Below are 15130 nucleotides of genomic sequence, written 5' to 3' on the forward strand. Positions count from 1 at the left end.
GACGCAGTTGGCCATGCGCTCGGCGCAGGTCGAGGGTAATCGCCAGCGTTCTCGGCCACACACTGCCGCTCAGAGCGTAATCAAGACGCCGCCACAGGCGAGCAGTGCCACCACCGCCCAGGCGGGTAGTTTCCAGATGCTGAGCAGCAGAAAGCCGGTCAGCGCCAGGGTGAATTCCCGGGGTCCGAGGACGGCGCTGGTCCACACCGGGTGGTAGAGGGCGGCCCCCAGGATGCCCACCACGGCGGCGTTGGCACCGCGCATCAGCGCCTGGGCGCTGTCCCAGCGGCGAAAGCGGTTCCAGTGGGGCAGCACCGCCACCAGCAGCAGCATGCCGGGCAGGAAGATCATCACCAGCGCCAAGGCGGCGCCGAACAGGCTGCTGCCCATGGGCTGCATTACAGCCCCCAGGTAGGCGGAGAAGGTAAACAGCGGCCCCGGCACGGCCTGAGCGGCGCCGTAGCCGGCCAGGAAGTCGTCCGGGGTCACCCAGCCGGACTGCACCACCTCGGCTTCGAGCAACGGCAGTACCACGTGGCCACCGCCGAATACCAGGGCGCCGGCGCGGTAGAAGGCGTCCATCACCGCAAGCATGGCGGAAGGCGAGGCCCAGACCAACAGCGGCAGGCCGATCAACAGCGCGATGAAGGCCAGGCCCGCCAGATGGCCGGCACGCGCCGAGACGGGCAGCGTCATGGGGTGCACCTCTGCCTCGGCGTGCGCGCGGCACAGCGCCATGCCGGCCAGGGAGCCGATCACGATGGCGGCCACCTGTCCCAGCGGGCCGCTGACGAGCACCACGGTGAATACCGCGGCCAGGGCGATGCCGGCGCGGCGCCGGTCGGGGCAGAGGCTGCGCGCCATGCCCCACACCGCATGGGCCACGATGGCAACCGCCGTCACCTTGAGCCCGTGGATGATGCCCTGGCTGATGGGGCCGTCGAGCACGGCGGCGCCCAGCGCAAACAGCACCAGCACGATGGCCGAGGGCAGGGTGAAGGCCGTCCAGGCGGCCGCCGCTCCCCAGGGGCCGCCGCGCATCAGCCCCAGGGCGAAACCCACCTGGCTGCTCGCGGGGCCGGGCAGGAACTGGCACAGCGCGACCAGATCGGCGTAGGCTTGTTCGCTGAGCCAGCGGCGGCGTTCCACGAACTCGGTGCGGAAATAGCCGAGGTGGGCGATGGGGCCACCGAAGGAGGTCAGGCCCAGCAGCAGGAAGGCGTGGAAGACTTCACGAATGCGCCCTGCCGGGTGCGGAGTATGGTTCATCGGTCGGACTCCTTGTCTTCGCGTTTGGAGGTTGAGGCGTCGCGGCTCATGGCTTCACCGGTCAGCTCCAGCAGCTGTCGCCTGGCCACTCCAGATCCTCCCGGCCGCAGTCGGTGGCGCGGTCCACCAGACCTGCCAGCAGGCCATGATGCTCCATCACGTTGACACTCCCGTGACCCATGACGAATGTAGATAGCGGTTTTCGTTTTAGTAGTCCGAGTCCTGATGGTGGAGGGCGGGCCTCTCGTTGGCTGGAGGGGCGCTATGCCGCCCGAACTGCAGCTGGGCCAGGTGGCGGTAGAGTGGGCTCGATTCCATCAGTTCCGCGTGGCGGCCGGCGGCCACCAGTCGGCCCTCGTCCATCACCAGCAGGCGGTCGGCGGCCACCACCGTGGCCAGGCGGTGGGCGACCACCAGGCTGGTGCGGCCCACCATCAGCCGGTCCAGGGCCTGCTGCACCAGCCGCTCGCTCTCGGCATCCAGCGCACTGGTGGCCTCGTCCAGCAGCAGCACGCGGGGGTCCTTGAGCAATGCTCGGGCAATCGCCAGGCGCTGGCGCTGGCCGCCGGAGAGCTGCACGCCACCCGGTCCCAGGGGGGTGTCGAAGCCGTCGGGCAGGGCCTCGATGAAGGGCAGGGCGTTGGCATCCCGGGCCGCCCTGCGCAGGGCCTCCGGGTCGGCGTCGGGGTCGCCGTAGCGCAGGTTGTCGGCCACGCTGCCGGTGAACAGCAACGGCTCCTGGGCCACCAGCCCCAGGGCCGAGCGCAGCGCGCCGGGGTCCAGGTCGCGCAGGTCGATGCCGTCCAGACGCAGGGTGCCGGCGTCGGGGTCGTGGAAGCGCAGCAGCAGCGCGAGCAGGGTGCTCTTGCCGGCCCCCGAGGGCCCCACCAGGGCCACCCGCTCGCCGGGGGCGATGGTCAGGTCGAAGGCATCCAGCGCGGGCGTCTCCCGGCCCGGATAGGTGAAGCTCACTCCCTCCAGGCGGATCTCGCCGCTGAGCGGGAGGGGCAGCGACACCGGATGCGCCGGCGGCGCGATGCTCGGTCGGGTATCCAGCAGTTCCAGCAGTCGCTCGGCGGCTCCCGCGGCGCGCTGCACGTCACCGGCCACCTCGGCCAGGGTCGCCACGGCGCCGGCTGCCAGCACCGCATAGAAGACGAAGGCCGAGAGCTCGCCGGCGGTCATGCTGCCGGCCAGCACCGCCTGACCGCCCTGCCACAGCATGATGCCCACCGCCGCGAACACCGCCAGCATGGCGATGCCGGTCAGCCAGGCGCGCTGGCGGGTGCGCTCGATGGAACTGGCAAAGGCGTCCTCGACGCGACCCGCGTAGTCGCGCCGGTCGAGCGCCTCGTGGGTGAAGGCCTGGACAGTGCGGATACCGGACAGCGCCTCGTCGGCATAGCGGCCGAGCTCCGCCACCCGGTCCTGGCTTGCGCGGGACAGCCGCCGCACCCGCCGCCCGAACCACAGGATCGGCAGCACCGTGGCGGGGATGCCGAGCAGGACAATGGCCGAGAGCCAGGGTTGGGTCACCAGCATCAGCGCCACAGCGCCAATCAGCATCAGCAGGTTGCGCAGAGCCAGCGAGACCGAGGAGCCGAACAGGCTCTGCAGCACGCTGGTGTCGGCGGTGAGCCTGGAGACGATCTCGCCGGCGGCCTGGCCGGGGACCTGGGCGCTCTCGAAGAAGCCTGGCTCCAGGGTCAGCAGGTGGTCGAAGACGCGGCGGCGCAGGTCGGCGGCCAGCCGCTCGCCGATCCAGGTGACCAGGTAGTAGCGCAGCGCCGAGGCCATCGCCAGCACCGTCACCACGGCGAGCATCAGGCCCAGGGCGCGGCCCAGCGCGGCGCTGTCGGCGGCCATGAAGCCGCGGTCGATCACCAGACGCAGCCCCTGGCCGAGCAGCAGCACGCTGCCCGAGGCCACCAGCAGGACCAGGGCCGCCAGGGCCAGGCGCCATCGATAGGGGGCCAGCAGGCCCAGCAGGCGCAGCAGCACGCGCGGGTCGGGTCGTGAAGGCATCACGGGCCTCGGGGAATGGGGAGGGGCGTTCACTCGACGACGATAGCAGCCCGGGGAGGCCGCTGCACCGCAAGGCGCATGACGACAGGGCCGGTGTGCGACGCGATGTCGCTTGAAGGGGGAGGGGGCAGGCGCCATATTCGACTTCAATGAACCGAGACCCGGAGATCCCAATGTCCGAATCCCTGACTCTTGGCTGCCCGCACTGTGGCGCCATCAACCGTGTCAGTCAGGCGCGTCTGAACGACGGCCCCAAGTGTGGCAGGTGCAAGAAGGCCCTGTTCACCGGTGAGCCGGTGGCGCTGACCGCTGACAACATCCGCGTCCTGGTGGAGCGCAGCGAGTTGCCGGTGGTGGTGGACTTCTGGGCTGGCTGGTGCGGCCCATGCAAGATGATGGCGCCGATCTTCGCCGAGGCGGCCCGCGAACTCGAGCCCCGTATCCGCTTTGCCAAGCTCGATACCGAGGCGGAGCAGGCCCTGGCCGGGCGCTTCGGCATCCGCAGCATTCCCACTCTGATCGTGTTCAGAAACGGCCGGGAGGTGGCTCGGCAGCCAGGGGTGCTGCAAGGGTCCCAACTGCGTCAGTGGCTGCGTCCGCATCTGGCATAGTTATCAGACAGGAGGCCCAGTCGATTCCGCGGGATGAAGCATGGTTGTCCGGCAATGGCCGGGGGGCTACCACCACGCAGTTGCGACCCCGTGCCTTGCCCTCGTAGAGCGCCTTGTCGGCGCGCAGCAGGGCAGCGTCAAGCCGCGACTCCCCCGCCTCGATGCGGCTGATGCCCACGGTGACGGTCAGCGACGTCTCGTTGCCGAGCATTGGCAGTTTCAGCGCACTGACCTTATTGCGCAATCGCTCGGCGATGGCCGCCGCGGTGCCGAGGTCGGCCAGCGGCAGGGCGATCACGAACTCCTCGCCGCCATAGCGTCCCAGCACATCGGACTCCCGTAGCACCGACTGGCAGCAGCCGGCCACCGTGGAGAGCACCAGATCACCGATCGCATGGCCATGGCGGTCATTGAGCTGCTTGAAGAGATCCACGTCGACCATGCACACCGCCAGGGGGGTCCCGTCTCGACGGGCGCGGCGCAGCTCCTGCTCGGCCAGCTCGAAGAAGTGGCGACGGTTGGAAATGCCGGTCAGGCCGTCGGTGCAGGCCATGTGGCGAAGCTGTGTCTCCAACTCCTCCCGCTCGCGGATCTCCTCCTTCAAGCGGCGATTCGCCGAGCGCTCCTCCAGCAGAAGGGAAAATTGCTCGCGCTTGAGACGCTTGATCCGCGTGATGGTCATCCAGCCGAGAAGGTTGACGAACATCAGCAGCAGAAGGCTGGTCATCACCAGCACCGGCGGCAGGCTGGGGTCAGCGAGTGAAACCGTCAGGAAACCCACTATCAGGTAGGCGTTGCCGGCGAGCATCCAGGGCAGGCGGTTGGGCAGGAAAAGGTAGAGCGCCATGCTGGCCACCACCAGGGAGGCGACGTGGATGCCTTCATGCAGGGGGCGCAGCAGGATGGTCAGCAGCATCACGGACAGGCACAGCAGGCAGACCAGATTGACGGGCAATATCATGTGGGTCACCGCCGGCCGCCGCCACACCGCCAGTGCCACTAACAGGCAAGCCGCCACGGTGACCAGGCGAATGGCGAGCAGGGCGGCAAAGGCACCGCTCGATCCCAGCACGCTATAGTCGGCCAGGGCAAAGGCCAGGAACAGCCCGGCAATCAGGCAGAGCGCCAGGCGAAGTTGGCAGGCATGGTGTGCCAGAATCGAGCGTTTGAACAGATTCTCCATTGCCGGATCTCTGAACTCAGCCTGCCAGTTCAGTAGCCCAGCCTCTCCTAACAGTTGCCGCATGCCAGATCCCTCGGGTACCGAGCTTGTAACGAGCGCCGGACGCTGATCGCTTGGGTATCAGGTGCATCTTGGTCCGGAATCCGGCTGGGCGCCAGTCGCTTTAGCGAGCTGTCCTATATTGCCTACATTTTCTGTAAGCCAAGGCTTACGCTATTAGATTGGCCTTAATAATCAGCCTATTGGGATGGGTTTACTCATCCTTTCTGGATCAGTTCTTTCCTTTGATCTGATCTTTCAATTGCTTGGGCACCTGCTTGATGATCAGCCGATCGGTAGCCTCGTCGTACTCGACGCTGGAACCCAGTAGATGAGAGTCGAAGCTGATCGAGACGCCGCCGGATCGTCCCGTGAAGCGGCGAAACTGGTTGAGGGTCTTGCGGTCGGGCGGGATCTCCGGCGAGAGACCGTAATCGGCGTTGCGGATATGGTCGTAGAAGGCCCTGGGCTGTTGCACATCGAGTACCTCGGAGAGCTCCTCCAGGGTGATCGCCTGGCCGCGGCTGGCCTGGTCGCTGGCATAGTCGATCAGGGCGTCGGTCTTCTCGCGGCTGGCGTCTTCGGGGAGATCCTCGTGCTCCACATAGTCGCTGAAGGCCCGCAGCAGGGTGCGGGTCTCGCCGGAGGCATCCACCCCTTCCTCGGCGCCGAGCAGGGCGGCGAAGCCTTCGGAAAGTGCCTTGCCGCCGCGGTCGCGGGTCCAGGAGAGGTACTGGCGCGAGTCGCCGGCCAGCCACTGGGTCAGGTCGATGCGCGCCGCCAGGCTCATCTGGGCCAGGTTGAGCTGACGCGCCGGCACCACCCCCAGGGCTTCGTCCACCGCGAAGCCCTCGCGATGGTGCAGCAGGGCCAGGGTGAGGAAGCGTCCGTCACCGAAACGGGTATCCAGCACGATCAGGTCGCCGGAAGCCGACAGGTGAGAGTCGAGCAGAGCGGTCAGGCGTTCGGCGATGCCTCGGGTCAAGACGGTGAAGTCTCGACCGTCGGCCAGGTAGTCGGCCAGCTCCCCGGCCAGCGGCGAGGCTTGTTCGCTGCCTTCGTCATCCCCCTCGGCGTCACGAAAATGGCCCCACGCCTTGCTCTTGCCGTGGTAGGCCTTGTTGAGCCCTTCCAGCAGGGCGTCCAGGGTGTCGGACCGGGGAAGTGGCGCTTGGGCTGGCGCCAGCCTGGCCGGGGTGTCGCCATGCTTCTCGATGCGGTGAACGATGGCGTTGAGGATCGGCATGGGGGCCTCCCGTGGTGGTGGGCGAGGGCGGCGATGATACCTGCCTCGGTTTCATGCCGACAGTCGTCTAGGGCCTGAGCCGATAGCCCGTGCGGAAGATTCGCTCCACCACCACCAGGGCGGCGGTCAGGAACAGCAGGATCATGCCGAGGCTCACTACCGGGCTGACGTCGCTGATGCCGTAGAAGCTCCAACGGAAGCCGCTGACCAGGTAGACCACCGGGTTGGCCAGGGTCACCGCCTGCCAGAAGGGCGGCAGCATGTCGATGGAGTAGAAGGTGCCGCCCAGGAAGGTGAGCGGGGTGATCACCAGCAGCGGCACCAGCTGCAGCTTCTCGAAGCCGTCGGCCCAGATGCCGATGATGAAGCCCAGCAGGCTGAAGGTCACCGCGGTTAGCAGCAAGAACAGCACCATCATCAGCGGGTGCGCGATGGAGTAGGGCACGAACAGCCGCGCCGTGACCAGAACGATCAGCCCCAGCGCGATCGACTTGGTGGCCGCAGCGCCCACGTAGCCGAGCACGATCTCCCAGTAGGAGATGGGCGCCGAGAGGATCTCGTAGATCGAGCCCGAAAAGCGCGGGAAGAAGATGCCGAAGGAGGCGTTGGAGACGCTCTGGGTCAGCAGCATCAGCATGATCAGCCCGGGCACGATGAAGGCGCCGTAGCTCACGCCGTTCACCTCACTGATCCGCGTGCCGATGGCCGCGCCGAATACCACGAAGTAGAGCGAGGTGGAGATCACCGGCGAGACGATGCTCTGCAGCACGGTGCGCAGGCTGCGGGCCATCTCGGCCAGGTAGAGGGTCTTCACGGACTGCAGGTTCATGCCGTCTCCTTGACCAGGCTGACGAAGATCTCCTCCAGGGAGCTCTGGCGGGTATGCAGATCCTTGAAGCCGATGCCGGTGGCCTCGAGGTCGGCGAGCAGCTCGGCGATGCCGGCCTGGTCCTCGTCCCGCTCGTTGGCGTCATAGGTGTAGACCAGCGCATGGCCCTCCTCGGCCAGCGCCAGTTCGTGGCGGGCGAGGGAATCCGGCACCGTCTCCAATGGTTCGCGCAGGTGCAGGGTCAGCTCCTTGCTGCCCAGCTTGCGCATCAGGGCATGCTTCTCCTCCACCAGCACCAGCTCGCCGCGGCGGATCACGCCGATGCGATCGGCCATCTCCTCGGCCTCCTCGATGTAGTGGGTGGTGAGGATGATGGTCACACCGCTGTCGCGCAGTTGGCGCACCACTTCCCACATGTCGCGGCGCAACTCCACGTCGACCCCGGCGGAGGGCTCGTCCAGGAACAGGATTTCCGGCTCGTGGGCCAGCGCCTTGGCGATCAGCACCCGGCGCTTCATGCCGCCGGAGAGGGTGATCAGGCGGTTATTGCGCTTGTCCCAGAGCGACAGGGAACGCAATATCTTCTCGATGTGAGCGGGGTTCTTGCCCTTGCCGAAGAGTCCGCGACTGAAGCTCACCGTGTCCCACACCGTGACGAAGGCCTCGTTGGTCAATTCCTGGGGCACCAGGCCGATCCGCTCGCGGGCGGCGCGGAAGTCGCGCACGTTGTCGTGGCCATCCACCAGCACCCGGCCGGAGGTGGCGTTGACCAGGCCGCAGATTACGCTGATCAGGGTGGTCTTGCCCGCGCCGTTGGGGCCCAGCAGGGCAAAGATCTCACCGTGGCAGATCTCCAGGTTCACCTCCTTCAGCGCCTCGAAGCCACCGGCATAGGCCTTCGAGAGCCGCTCGACGGCGATGACCGTGGCGTCACTCAAGGGTAATGTCTCCGTCGAAGTCCAGGGCCAGGTTGAGGCCGTCCACCTCCACGGTGATCCGGGCTGGCAGCCTCTCGTCACCTCTGAGATGCCCCTCGGTCAAGCCCTGCTGCACCGCCTTCTCTATCTCCTGCTGGGTGGTGACGCCCACGGTCTTGAGCAGCTTGCGGATGCTCTTCTGAAAGGCCTCGTCGTTCATCCTGTCTGTCTCCTGGCATGATCGATGATGTCTCCCATCCTAACGCGACTCGCCGGATGATACAGGGGTTGTACAAGAAAAAAGCCGCGCAGGGAGACCCAGGCGCGGCTTGGTCCAGCAGGGCGGATAATTAGCTACGGCTGGTGATCTCGAGCAGGTGGTAGCCGAACTGGGTCTTGACCGGGCCATGGACCTTGTTCAGCTCGCCGGAGAACACCACCTCGTCGAACTCGCGAACCATTTGGCCCGGGCCGAAGCTGCCCAGGTCTCCGCCCTGACGGCTGGAGGGGCAGCTGGAGTTCTCGCGGGCCACCTCGGCGAAGTCGCGACCGCCCTCGATCTCGGTCTTGAGGGCCTCACACTTCTCCTTGCTGTTCACCAGAATATGACGCGCGGTTGCCTTGGCCATGGAAGTCTCCTGAAGATTGGCTCTCGGGTGCCGGCAGGACTGCCGGCAGGTCACGGCGAGGATAGCATGACCCTGCCTTGGGGGCAGGCCGGCCCGGCCCTGCGGCTCAGCCACCCAGTCCGATATTGAGCCGCAGGGCCTGCAGGCCATCCAGTTCCAGGCGAACTTCATCCGAGAAGACCGGATGGCCGATCACGCGGATATCCAGGGTGGCCTCGGCGCCGCGATAGCGGATACTGATGGCGATATCCGCCTCCTGGCTCACCGGGGCGAGGAGCCCGTAGTCGATGCTTTCTACTTCGACGGCAGTGAGCCCGCGAGCTTCCAACTGCTCCTCGATGGCCTGCTGCGCGGCGTGGCCGTAATAGACGTAAAGCCCGCCGTAGACAAGGCCGGCGAGTACAACGAGAGTGAAGACGAAACGACCCATGGCATTCTCCCTCTGGGTATCAATGGAACTCCGGTGCCGGGTTATATCACACCGGTATGAGCGGTGCCGCGTGGCGCGATCTTGCCGCCCATCGTGTCACAATGGCGGGGAGCGGGCTCACCCCGGGCTGCGCGAGAACGTCAATGCCATCTGATCGATGATCCACGCCAAGCGCTTCACCCATCTTGCCGAGCGGCTGGCCGAGTGGCAGCCGCTGTGGCGACCGCTGCCGTTCCAGTACTCGCGAGTGTCCTGGGCGGCGTCCCATGCCGAGTTGCATGCGGCGCTGCTGGCCCTTGATGATGCCGAGCTGGCGCGTCTTCAGGCAGACCCTTTCACCGCATCGCCGCTGTCTCGCTGGCTGCCGGTGGCCGAGTTGGCCGAACTGGTGGCGCTGCCGAGCCTGGCTCCCGCTCGGGCCGCGCTGCCAGAGGCCTGGAGCCAGCATGTGGGCGGTCGCAAGTGGCAGCAGATCGAAGCCTTTCTGCCGCAGGTTCAACTGGCTCCGGGGCAGGCGCTGCTCGAGTGGTGTGCCGGCAAGGGGCATCTGGCCCGTGCTCTGGCACGCTGGCACGCCACCGAGGTCACCGCCCTGGAGTGGCAATCATCACTCTGCGAGCAGGGCCAGGCGCTGGCCGAACGGCAGGGAGCACGGGTGGCGCTGCGGGAGCAGGACGTGATGGCCGAGGACGCCAGTCGCTGGCTGGATGGGCGGACCCAGGTGGCGGCGCTGCACGCCTGCGGCGATCTCCACGTGCGCCTGCTGCAGCTGGCCGCCGCCGCCGGCAGTGCCATGACCCTGGCCCCGTGCTGCTACCAGCGCACCGCCGATGCTCTCTACCGACCGCTGTCGCGGCAGGGGCGAACCCTGGCCGAGGCCCATGGCCTTTCGCTCTCTCGGGACGATCTCGGCCTGGCGGTGCAGGAGACGGTCACCGCCCCGAGGCACGTGCAGCGGAGCCGCCAGCGGGCCGGTGCCTGGCGTCTCGGCTTCGACCGGCTGCAGCGGGAGGCGCGCGGCATCGACGCCTACCTGCCGGTACCGAGCCTCGCCTACGGGCAGATGCCCGAGACCTTCGAGGGATTCTGCCGCTGGTCAGCGGCGCAGAAGGGCATCGCTCTCCCCGCGGGCGTCGACTGGCCCCGTCTGGAGGCGGCCGGCTGGCGGCGCCAGGCCGAGGTGGCGCGGCTCGAGCTGGCTCGCCACCTCTTCCGGCGCCCTCTGGAGGTATGGCTGGCGCTGGATCGCTTGCGCTTTCTCGAGGAGGCCGGCTTCGCGGCGGAGCTGGGCACCTTCTGTGCGCGGGCGCTCACGCCGCGCAACTTGGTACTGCGCGCTCGGCGTCGCGGTCAGCCGTGAATCTCCACGCCGCCGATCAGCGGCGCCGACAGGTGGTCGGCCAGGCCCCGAGCGCCACGTTGCATCAGGGCATGGTGACTCCAGGCGAAGAGCGGACGGGCCAGGGGGGCGACCAGGTTCATCCAGCGAGGGGTGGTGCGTACCCGCCACAGGTGGGTCACCTCGGTGATACCCTCGGCCTCCTGCAGGCTCCAGCGGCCGAGGCCCTCCAGGTCACCGCTGGCCCGGGCCTCGATCAGCGAGGGAGAGTGGACGCGGGTCACGCACACCATGAAATGCAGTCGGTAGCCCAGGGCACTGCGCCAGCGATAGCGATAACGCCGCCCCAGGCCCGTGTCATCGCCATAAGCCAGGCGTTCGGCGGACTCGAGCCCCGGCCACCAGGCCGGCCACTCCGCGGGCTCGCCGAGGGCCTGGAAGACGGCTTCCCGGGGGGCCGCCAGGCGCCAGCGGGTGACGAAACGGTAGTCCGCCATGACTGTCGGGCCTCAGGGTGAGAAGTGGTCGTCGGGCAGCGGCGGGTCGAGCACCAACTCGTCCAGCGTTACCCGCTCGAGCTCCCGACCGTGGCGATCGAAGCTGACCACCCGTCGCGGCAGCCCATGCTCGGCGTCGAGCCACAGCTCGTAGCGGTTGACCTCGCCCACGGCCTGTCCGGGGGCGCCCTGAACCGCGAGATGGAACACCGCGTGCTCGCCGAGACGTGATTCGCCCAATGCACGTAGCTCGCCCTGCCGCTGCAGGCGCTGGACGTTGCGCAGCAGGGAACCCAGGTCCGACTGGTCGACCCGGTGTCCCCGGGCGCTGCGCACCAGCCGGTGGGTGGGGCGCAGGCTGAGGCTGGGGCCCGGGGCGCCGAAGGGCCAGACCCGCACCCGGCGGGTCTCGGGGCGGTAGACCAGCACGGCGCCGCGCTGGGGGGTGATCATGTCCAGGCGGATATGGCCGGGGCGGCGATAGCTGTAGCGGATCACCTCCTCGCCGCGGGTGCCGCGGCTGTGCAGGGTCGCCTGGTAGGCTCCGAGGGCCTCGAAGCGGGCCAGGGCCGCGGCGACGGGGTCGGGGCCCTGGGCCAGGGCCATGGCGATCAGTAATTCGGCCAGCATGGCTTACTCCAATTCTGCTACGACCTCCAGTACCCCCCACATCCCTCTGTCGCGGTGGCTGGGGAAAAATAACAGGCGTTGGTCGCAGTAGAAGACCAGTCGGCCGGCCACCTCCGGGGTGAAGCGCACGAGCACCGGGTCGCGTTCCAGGTCCACTGCGATATCGAGCCCCATCCGTGCATCCTGGATCACCAGGTCATGGGGCGTGCGGGTGGTGCGCGACACCTCCAGTTCCACCGGCACCCCGGCGCGTACCCGGATACGATCGGGGCGGAAATGGTAGTTGCCCCCCACGATGGATAGCCGCTGTACCCCGTCGGCATCGAGGCGAGCCAGCACCGGGGCCTGCTGTGCCGAGGCCATGCCCGTCGTCAACGCCGTCATCACCAGCAGCCACAGCCACCGTCGCATGCCATGCATCGGACTTCCCCCGGCAGGCCTTGCCTGCCCCGTCGCCATGCCTACAGCATAGCAGTCGCCACCGGCGATTCAGGGGGACGGGCACGGCTCGTTCACGGAGATGAGGCAGCCGTCGGTGGCCAGCCAGGCCTCGAAGTAGTCGTCCATCCGCGCCAGGGTGTGGGCATACCAGGTCTCGTCCTTCTCGATGGCGCGTTCGGCGTTGAGCGGGTGGGTGGGGATGTGCAGGCGCATGTCCACCCCGCTCCCCGGATGGGTGCTGACCCGGATGGCCGCCGAGTGGCGTGCCGGTCCATAGGGAATATGCCGAGCCAACTCGGCTTGCCGCTCGGTGGTGGTGGCGAAGCGGATGAACTCCCGGGCCGCCTCCGGATGGCGGGCATGGCGAGGAATGGCCCAGGTCTCATGTTCCTGGACCTGCGCGTCCCAGAGGATCTCGATGGGGGCGCCCCGGTTGACCACGGCATCGAAGAAGCGTCCGTTGTAGCCCGAGGCCATCACCACCTCGCCCTCGACGAGCAGGCGCGGCGATTCGTCGCCGGCCTCCCACCAGTGCGTCTCCTCGAGCTCACCCAGCCGTTCCAGGGCCAACCGCAGGCCACGCGGGGTGCTGAGCAGCCGGTAGAGCTCCTCGCGGGGGACCCCATAGGAGAGCAGCGCCCACTCCAGGTTGACCGCCGGAGTGCGCTGCAGAGCGCGGGGCCCGGGGAAGCGCTCCTGGTCGAAGAGGTCGGCGATGCGGGAGGGGCGTCGCCCCGGGAAGGCATCGGGTCGATAGGCCACTACGGTGGCAAAGAGGGAGTGGGTGAGCGCGCAGTCGCCGATGGCGCCGGGCAGGAAGTCCCGTTCGGCAGGGGTGCCGTCGGGCGCCGGGGCAGGCAGGTCGTGAGGCAGCGGCTGCAGTAGCCCCTCCTGGCAGGCGGCCATGGCCTGGCTGCGGGTCATGTCGATGACATCCCAGGGGGCCTCGGCACGCCGAAGCGCGTCGAGGCCGCCGTCGTATTGGTGGACCTCCACCTCGAGGCCAGTCTGCTCCGTGAAGGGGTCGAACAGCGCCTTACGCTGGGCGCGCTCGTAGGCGCCGCCCCAGCTGAGCACGCGCAGCGGGTCGGCGAGGGCGACCGTGCCCCAGGCGACCAGCCCCAGCAGCATGGCGGCGATCAGGCGGCTAACCATGGCCGTGCTCCTCGCGACGCAGGGCGTCGCTCTGGTGGAGGTAGGCATGGGCGATATGCACCTCGTAGACCACGCCCCGGAAGACGCTTTCGTCCACCACCGCCAGGGCCTCGCCGGTCACCTCCTCGAGCAGCGCCATGGCTTCCCAGAGGGTGGAGCCGGGGCACAGGGTGGGTCGCGCCGGGTCCACGCAGGCGCGAGTCCGCCGCCGCGATCCCGCCTCCTGCCGGGCCGCTTCCAGCTCGGCCAGCGTCACACAGCCGTGATAGCGGCCACGCTCATCCACCAGGAAGGCCTCGCCGTGGCGCTCTCGGGCCAGGGTGATGATGGCATCGTCCAGGGTGGCGTCTGGGGAGAGGGTGACGCAGTCCTGGGTCAGGTAGTCGATCACCGGCGTGTCCATCAGCAGGGCCCGGCCGCGACCCGAGGAGAGGTCCAGGCCACGACCTTGCAGCTGGATGTCGAACAGCGAGCGGCCGAACAGCTGGGCGGCAATGGGGCTGGCCAGGGTCACGCTGGCCAGGGCGGCGGTGGTCAGGGCGTAGTTGCCGGTCAGCTCGAAGACGATCAGCAGGCTGGTCAGGGGGGCACCGATCACCGGGGCGGTGACGGCGACCATGCCGCACACCGCATAGAAGATGAAGGTCTCCTGGGGAGCGCCGCTGATGCTGGCGACCAGGGTGCCGCAGAGCGCCCCGAACAGGGTGCCGATGACGAGGGCGGGGCTGAACACCCCGCCGCTGAAGCCCATGCCCAGGCACAGTGCGGTGGCCGCGATCTTGAGAACCAGCACCAGCAGCAGCTCGCCGCCCCCGAAGGCGCCGGGGATGGTGGCGAAGCGTAGCGTCTCCTGACCCATGCCCAGGATGTCGGGCACCCAGAGTGCCAGGGTGCCCAGCATGGCGCCGGCCAGGGCCGGGCGCAGCTCCGGGCGCAGGGGTAGGCGGCCGGCCAGGCGGCCGACGCCCAGGATGGCGTGCATATAGGCCCCGGCAACCAGGGCGCCGACCCCGCCGATGGCGACGAAAAGGCCGAACTCCCAGGCCCTTGGTACGACGGTATCGGCAACGTGGAAGAGCGCGCCCTGAGCCAGCGCCTGGGTGGCGATGACATGGCCGACGATGGCGGCCGCGGCGATGGGCGCGAAGGCGCGCAGCGCATAGTGGCGCAGCACCACCTCATGGGCGAAGATGATGCCCGCCAGCGGGGCATTGAAGGCGGTGGCGATGGCCGCGGCCACGCCGCAGGCGATGGTGATATTGTCCTCCGAGCGGCCCAGCCTCATCAGTCGAGCGCCGAGGGAACCCAGGGTGGCCCCCAGATGGACCAGCGGACCATACTGGCCCACTGAGGCGCCGGCACCCAGGGAGATCAGGGCGCTCAGTGCGGTGATACCCCCGGCGCGGGCCGGCAGCCGACCGCGGCGGGTCTGCACGGCGGCGATGGCATCCGCGGGGGTATGGGGACGGCCCTCGGGAATATGGCGGTGCAGGTGGCCGACGATCAGCCCGCCCAGGGTCGGCACGGCGATCGTGGCCACCACCAGCAGCTCCGCCTGGGGGAACATCACCCGGCTGCGTGGGGAGATCAGCAGCAGCTCGTTGAGCCACAGCACACCGCGGACGAAACCGGCCGCGGCCAGCGCGGCCACCCCGCCGATTGCCGCGCCCATCAGCACCAGCCCCAGAAAGCGCAGTACCGGCAAGGGGCCGCGGCCGGGGAGCGTCGGATCGGGAGTCATGTTCCAAGGTGTAGGCGTCTATGGCGATCGGGTCCACTCCTGGCGGCCGTCACCCGGGCGGGGAAGCGTTGAATCCCGACCCCCTGGGTGCCTGTCCTTCAGCGCCAGGGCTCGGCCACAGTGGAGGCCCGGAGCCTGGTCGGAAGCAG

General features: G+C 68.3%; 16 protein-coding genes. 2 read left to right on the forward strand and 14 right to left on the reverse strand.

Annotated features, from left to right (window positions below; genetic code table 11):
* Positions 1-69 precede the first annotated feature (69 nt).
* Positions 70-1269: a chromate efflux transporter gene (gene chrA / locus ACM26W_RS08460; protein ID WP_416140390.1), complete on the reverse strand. Its 1200-nt coding sequence runs from the start codon at positions 1267-1269 to the stop codon at positions 70-72.
* 207 nt (positions 1270-1476) lie between these two features.
* Positions 1477-3294 (reverse strand): ABC transporter transmembrane domain-containing protein, encoded by a 1818-nt coding sequence (locus tag ACM26W_RS08465; protein ID WP_416140391.1) that lies wholly within the window; start codon positions 3292-3294, stop codon positions 1477-1479.
* A gap of 173 nt (positions 3295-3467) precedes the next feature.
* Between ACM26W_RS08465 and trxC the strand changes: the two genes are divergently transcribed.
* Positions 3468-3905 carry a thioredoxin TrxC gene (gene trxC / locus ACM26W_RS08470; protein WP_416140392.1) on the forward strand — a complete coding sequence of 146 codons (438 nt, stop codon included), beginning with the start codon at positions 3468-3470 and terminating at the stop codon, positions 3903-3905.
* Here trxC and ACM26W_RS08475 read toward each other — a convergent pair.
* From ACM26W_RS08475 to ACM26W_RS08505, 7 genes are all read right to left on the reverse strand, one after another.
* A complete protein-coding gene (locus tag ACM26W_RS08475) occupies positions 3820-5088 on the reverse strand; it encodes a diguanylate cyclase (protein ID WP_416140393.1) in 1269 nt (422 codons plus the stop codon). The genes trxC and ACM26W_RS08475 overlap by 86 nt on opposite strands.
* A 271-nt stretch (positions 5089-5359) precedes the next feature.
* Positions 5360-6373, reverse strand: a complete 1014-nt coding sequence (locus tag ACM26W_RS08480; RefSeq protein WP_416140394.1) for a nucleoid-associated protein — start codon at positions 6371-6373, stop codon at positions 5360-5362.
* Between the two features lie 67 nt (positions 6374-6440).
* Positions 6441-7202: an ABC transporter permease gene (locus ACM26W_RS08485; protein ID WP_416140395.1), complete on the reverse strand. Its 762-nt coding sequence runs from the start codon at positions 7200-7202 to the stop codon at positions 6441-6443.
* Positions 7199-8140, reverse strand: a complete 942-nt coding sequence (locus tag ACM26W_RS08490; protein ID WP_416140396.1) for an ABC transporter ATP-binding protein — start codon at positions 8138-8140, stop codon at positions 7199-7201. The genes ACM26W_RS08485 and ACM26W_RS08490 overlap by 4 nt, the downstream gene beginning before the upstream one ends.
* Positions 8133-8339, reverse strand: a complete 207-nt coding sequence (locus ACM26W_RS08495) for a DUF6494 family protein (protein WP_416140397.1) — start codon at positions 8337-8339, stop codon at positions 8133-8135. Before ACM26W_RS08495 ends, ACM26W_RS08490 begins: the two co-directional genes overlap by 8 nt.
* A gap of 130 nt (positions 8340-8469) precedes the next feature.
* Entirely contained in the window at positions 8470-8748 is a 279-nt protein-coding gene (locus ACM26W_RS08500; protein WP_416140398.1) for a peptidylprolyl isomerase, read from the reverse strand.
* A 106-nt stretch (positions 8749-8854) separates the two neighbouring features.
* Entirely contained in the window at positions 8855-9178 is a 324-nt protein-coding gene (locus ACM26W_RS08505) for a hypothetical protein (RefSeq protein WP_416140399.1), read from the reverse strand.
* Positions 9179-9335: 157 nt separating this feature from the next.
* Between ACM26W_RS08505 and ACM26W_RS08510 the strand changes: the two genes are divergently transcribed.
* The gene (locus ACM26W_RS08510; protein WP_416140400.1) at positions 9336-10538 is read left to right on the forward strand and encodes a methyltransferase; all 1203 of its coding nucleotides are present in this window, start codon (positions 9336-9338) and stop codon (positions 10536-10538) included.
* Here ACM26W_RS08510 and ACM26W_RS08515 read toward each other — a convergent pair.
* The 5 genes from ACM26W_RS08515 to ACM26W_RS08535 all read right to left on the reverse strand — a co-directional run bounded on the left by ACM26W_RS08515 (position 10529) and on the right by ACM26W_RS08535 (position 14981).
* Positions 10529-11014, reverse strand: a complete 486-nt coding sequence (locus tag ACM26W_RS08515; RefSeq protein WP_416140401.1) for an SRPBCC family protein — start codon at positions 11012-11014, stop codon at positions 10529-10531. The two genes, ACM26W_RS08510 and ACM26W_RS08515, sit on opposite strands and share 10 nt — an antisense overlap.
* Before the next feature lie 12 nt (positions 11015-11026).
* Positions 11027-11644: a LolA family protein gene (locus tag ACM26W_RS08520; RefSeq protein ID WP_416140402.1), complete on the reverse strand. Its 618-nt coding sequence runs from the start codon at positions 11642-11644 to the stop codon at positions 11027-11029.
* Between the two features lie 3 nt (positions 11645-11647).
* A complete protein-coding gene (locus ACM26W_RS08525) occupies positions 11648-12055 on the reverse strand; it encodes a cupredoxin domain-containing protein (RefSeq protein ID WP_416140403.1) in 408 nt (135 codons plus the stop codon).
* 78 nt (positions 12056-12133) lie between these two features.
* Positions 12134-13240 carry an ABC transporter substrate-binding protein gene (locus ACM26W_RS08530; protein ID WP_416140404.1) on the reverse strand — a complete coding sequence of 369 codons (1107 nt, stop codon included), beginning with the start codon at positions 13238-13240 and terminating at the stop codon, positions 12134-12136.
* A complete protein-coding gene (locus ACM26W_RS08535) occupies positions 13233-14981 on the reverse strand; it encodes a chloride channel protein (protein ID WP_416140405.1) in 1749 nt (582 codons plus the stop codon). The genes ACM26W_RS08530 and ACM26W_RS08535 overlap by 8 nt, the downstream gene beginning before the upstream one ends.
* Positions 14982-15130 lie beyond the last annotated feature (149 nt).

The organism is Halomonas sp. HK25, assembly GCF_047795635.1.
Taxonomy (GTDB): Bacteria; Pseudomonadota; Gammaproteobacteria; order Pseudomonadales; family Halomonadaceae; genus Halomonas.

Excerpts from the sequence above, each read along its gene's own strand:
- ACM26W_RS08465 (WP_416140391.1), bottom strand. The coding sequence starts at position 3,294 with ATGCCTTCACGACCCGACCCGCGCGTGCTGCTGCGCCTGCTGGGCCTG.
- ACM26W_RS08525 (WP_416140403.1), bottom strand. The coding sequence starts at position 12,055 with ATGCGACGGTGGCTGTGGCTGCTGGTGATGACGGCGTTGACGACGGGC.
- ACM26W_RS08535 (WP_416140405.1), bottom strand. The coding sequence starts at position 14,981 with ATGACTCCCGATCCGACGCTCCCCGGCCGCGGCCCCTTGCCGGTACTG.
- ACM26W_RS08495 (WP_416140397.1), bottom strand. The coding sequence starts at position 8,339 with ATGAACGACGAGGCCTTTCAGAAGAGCATCCGCAAGCTGCTCAAGACC.
- ACM26W_RS08480 (WP_416140394.1), bottom strand. The coding sequence starts at position 6,373 with ATGCCGATCCTCAACGCCATCGTTCACCGCATCGAGAAGCATGGCGAC.
- trxC (WP_416140392.1), top strand. The coding sequence starts at position 3,468 with ATGTCCGAATCCCTGACTCTTGGCTGCCCGCACTGTGGCGCCATCAAC.
- ACM26W_RS08510 (WP_416140400.1), top strand. The coding sequence starts at position 9,336 with ATGATCCACGCCAAGCGCTTCACCCATCTTGCCGAGCGGCTGGCCGAG.
- chrA (WP_416140390.1), bottom strand. The coding sequence starts at position 1,269 with ATGAACCATACTCCGCACCCGGCAGGGCGCATTCGTGAAGTCTTCCAC.
- ACM26W_RS08505 (WP_416140399.1), bottom strand. The coding sequence starts at position 9,178 with ATGGGTCGTTTCGTCTTCACTCTCGTTGTACTCGCCGGCCTTGTCTAC.
- ACM26W_RS08500 (WP_416140398.1), bottom strand. The coding sequence starts at position 8,748 with ATGGCCAAGGCAACCGCGCGTCATATTCTGGTGAACAGCAAGGAGAAG.
- ACM26W_RS08530 (WP_416140404.1), bottom strand. The coding sequence starts at position 13,240 with ATGGTTAGCCGCCTGATCGCCGCCATGCTGCTGGGGCTGGTCGCCTGG.
- ACM26W_RS08475 (WP_416140393.1), bottom strand. The coding sequence starts at position 5,088 with ATGGAGAATCTGTTCAAACGCTCGATTCTGGCACACCATGCCTGCCAA.
- ACM26W_RS08520 (WP_416140402.1), bottom strand. The coding sequence starts at position 11,644 with ATGCTGGCCGAATTACTGATCGCCATGGCCCTGGCCCAGGGCCCCGAC.
- ACM26W_RS08515 (WP_416140401.1), bottom strand. The coding sequence starts at position 11,014 with ATGGCGGACTACCGTTTCGTCACCCGCTGGCGCCTGGCGGCCCCCCGG.
- ACM26W_RS08485 (WP_416140395.1), bottom strand. The coding sequence starts at position 7,202 with ATGAACCTGCAGTCCGTGAAGACCCTCTACCTGGCCGAGATGGCCCGC.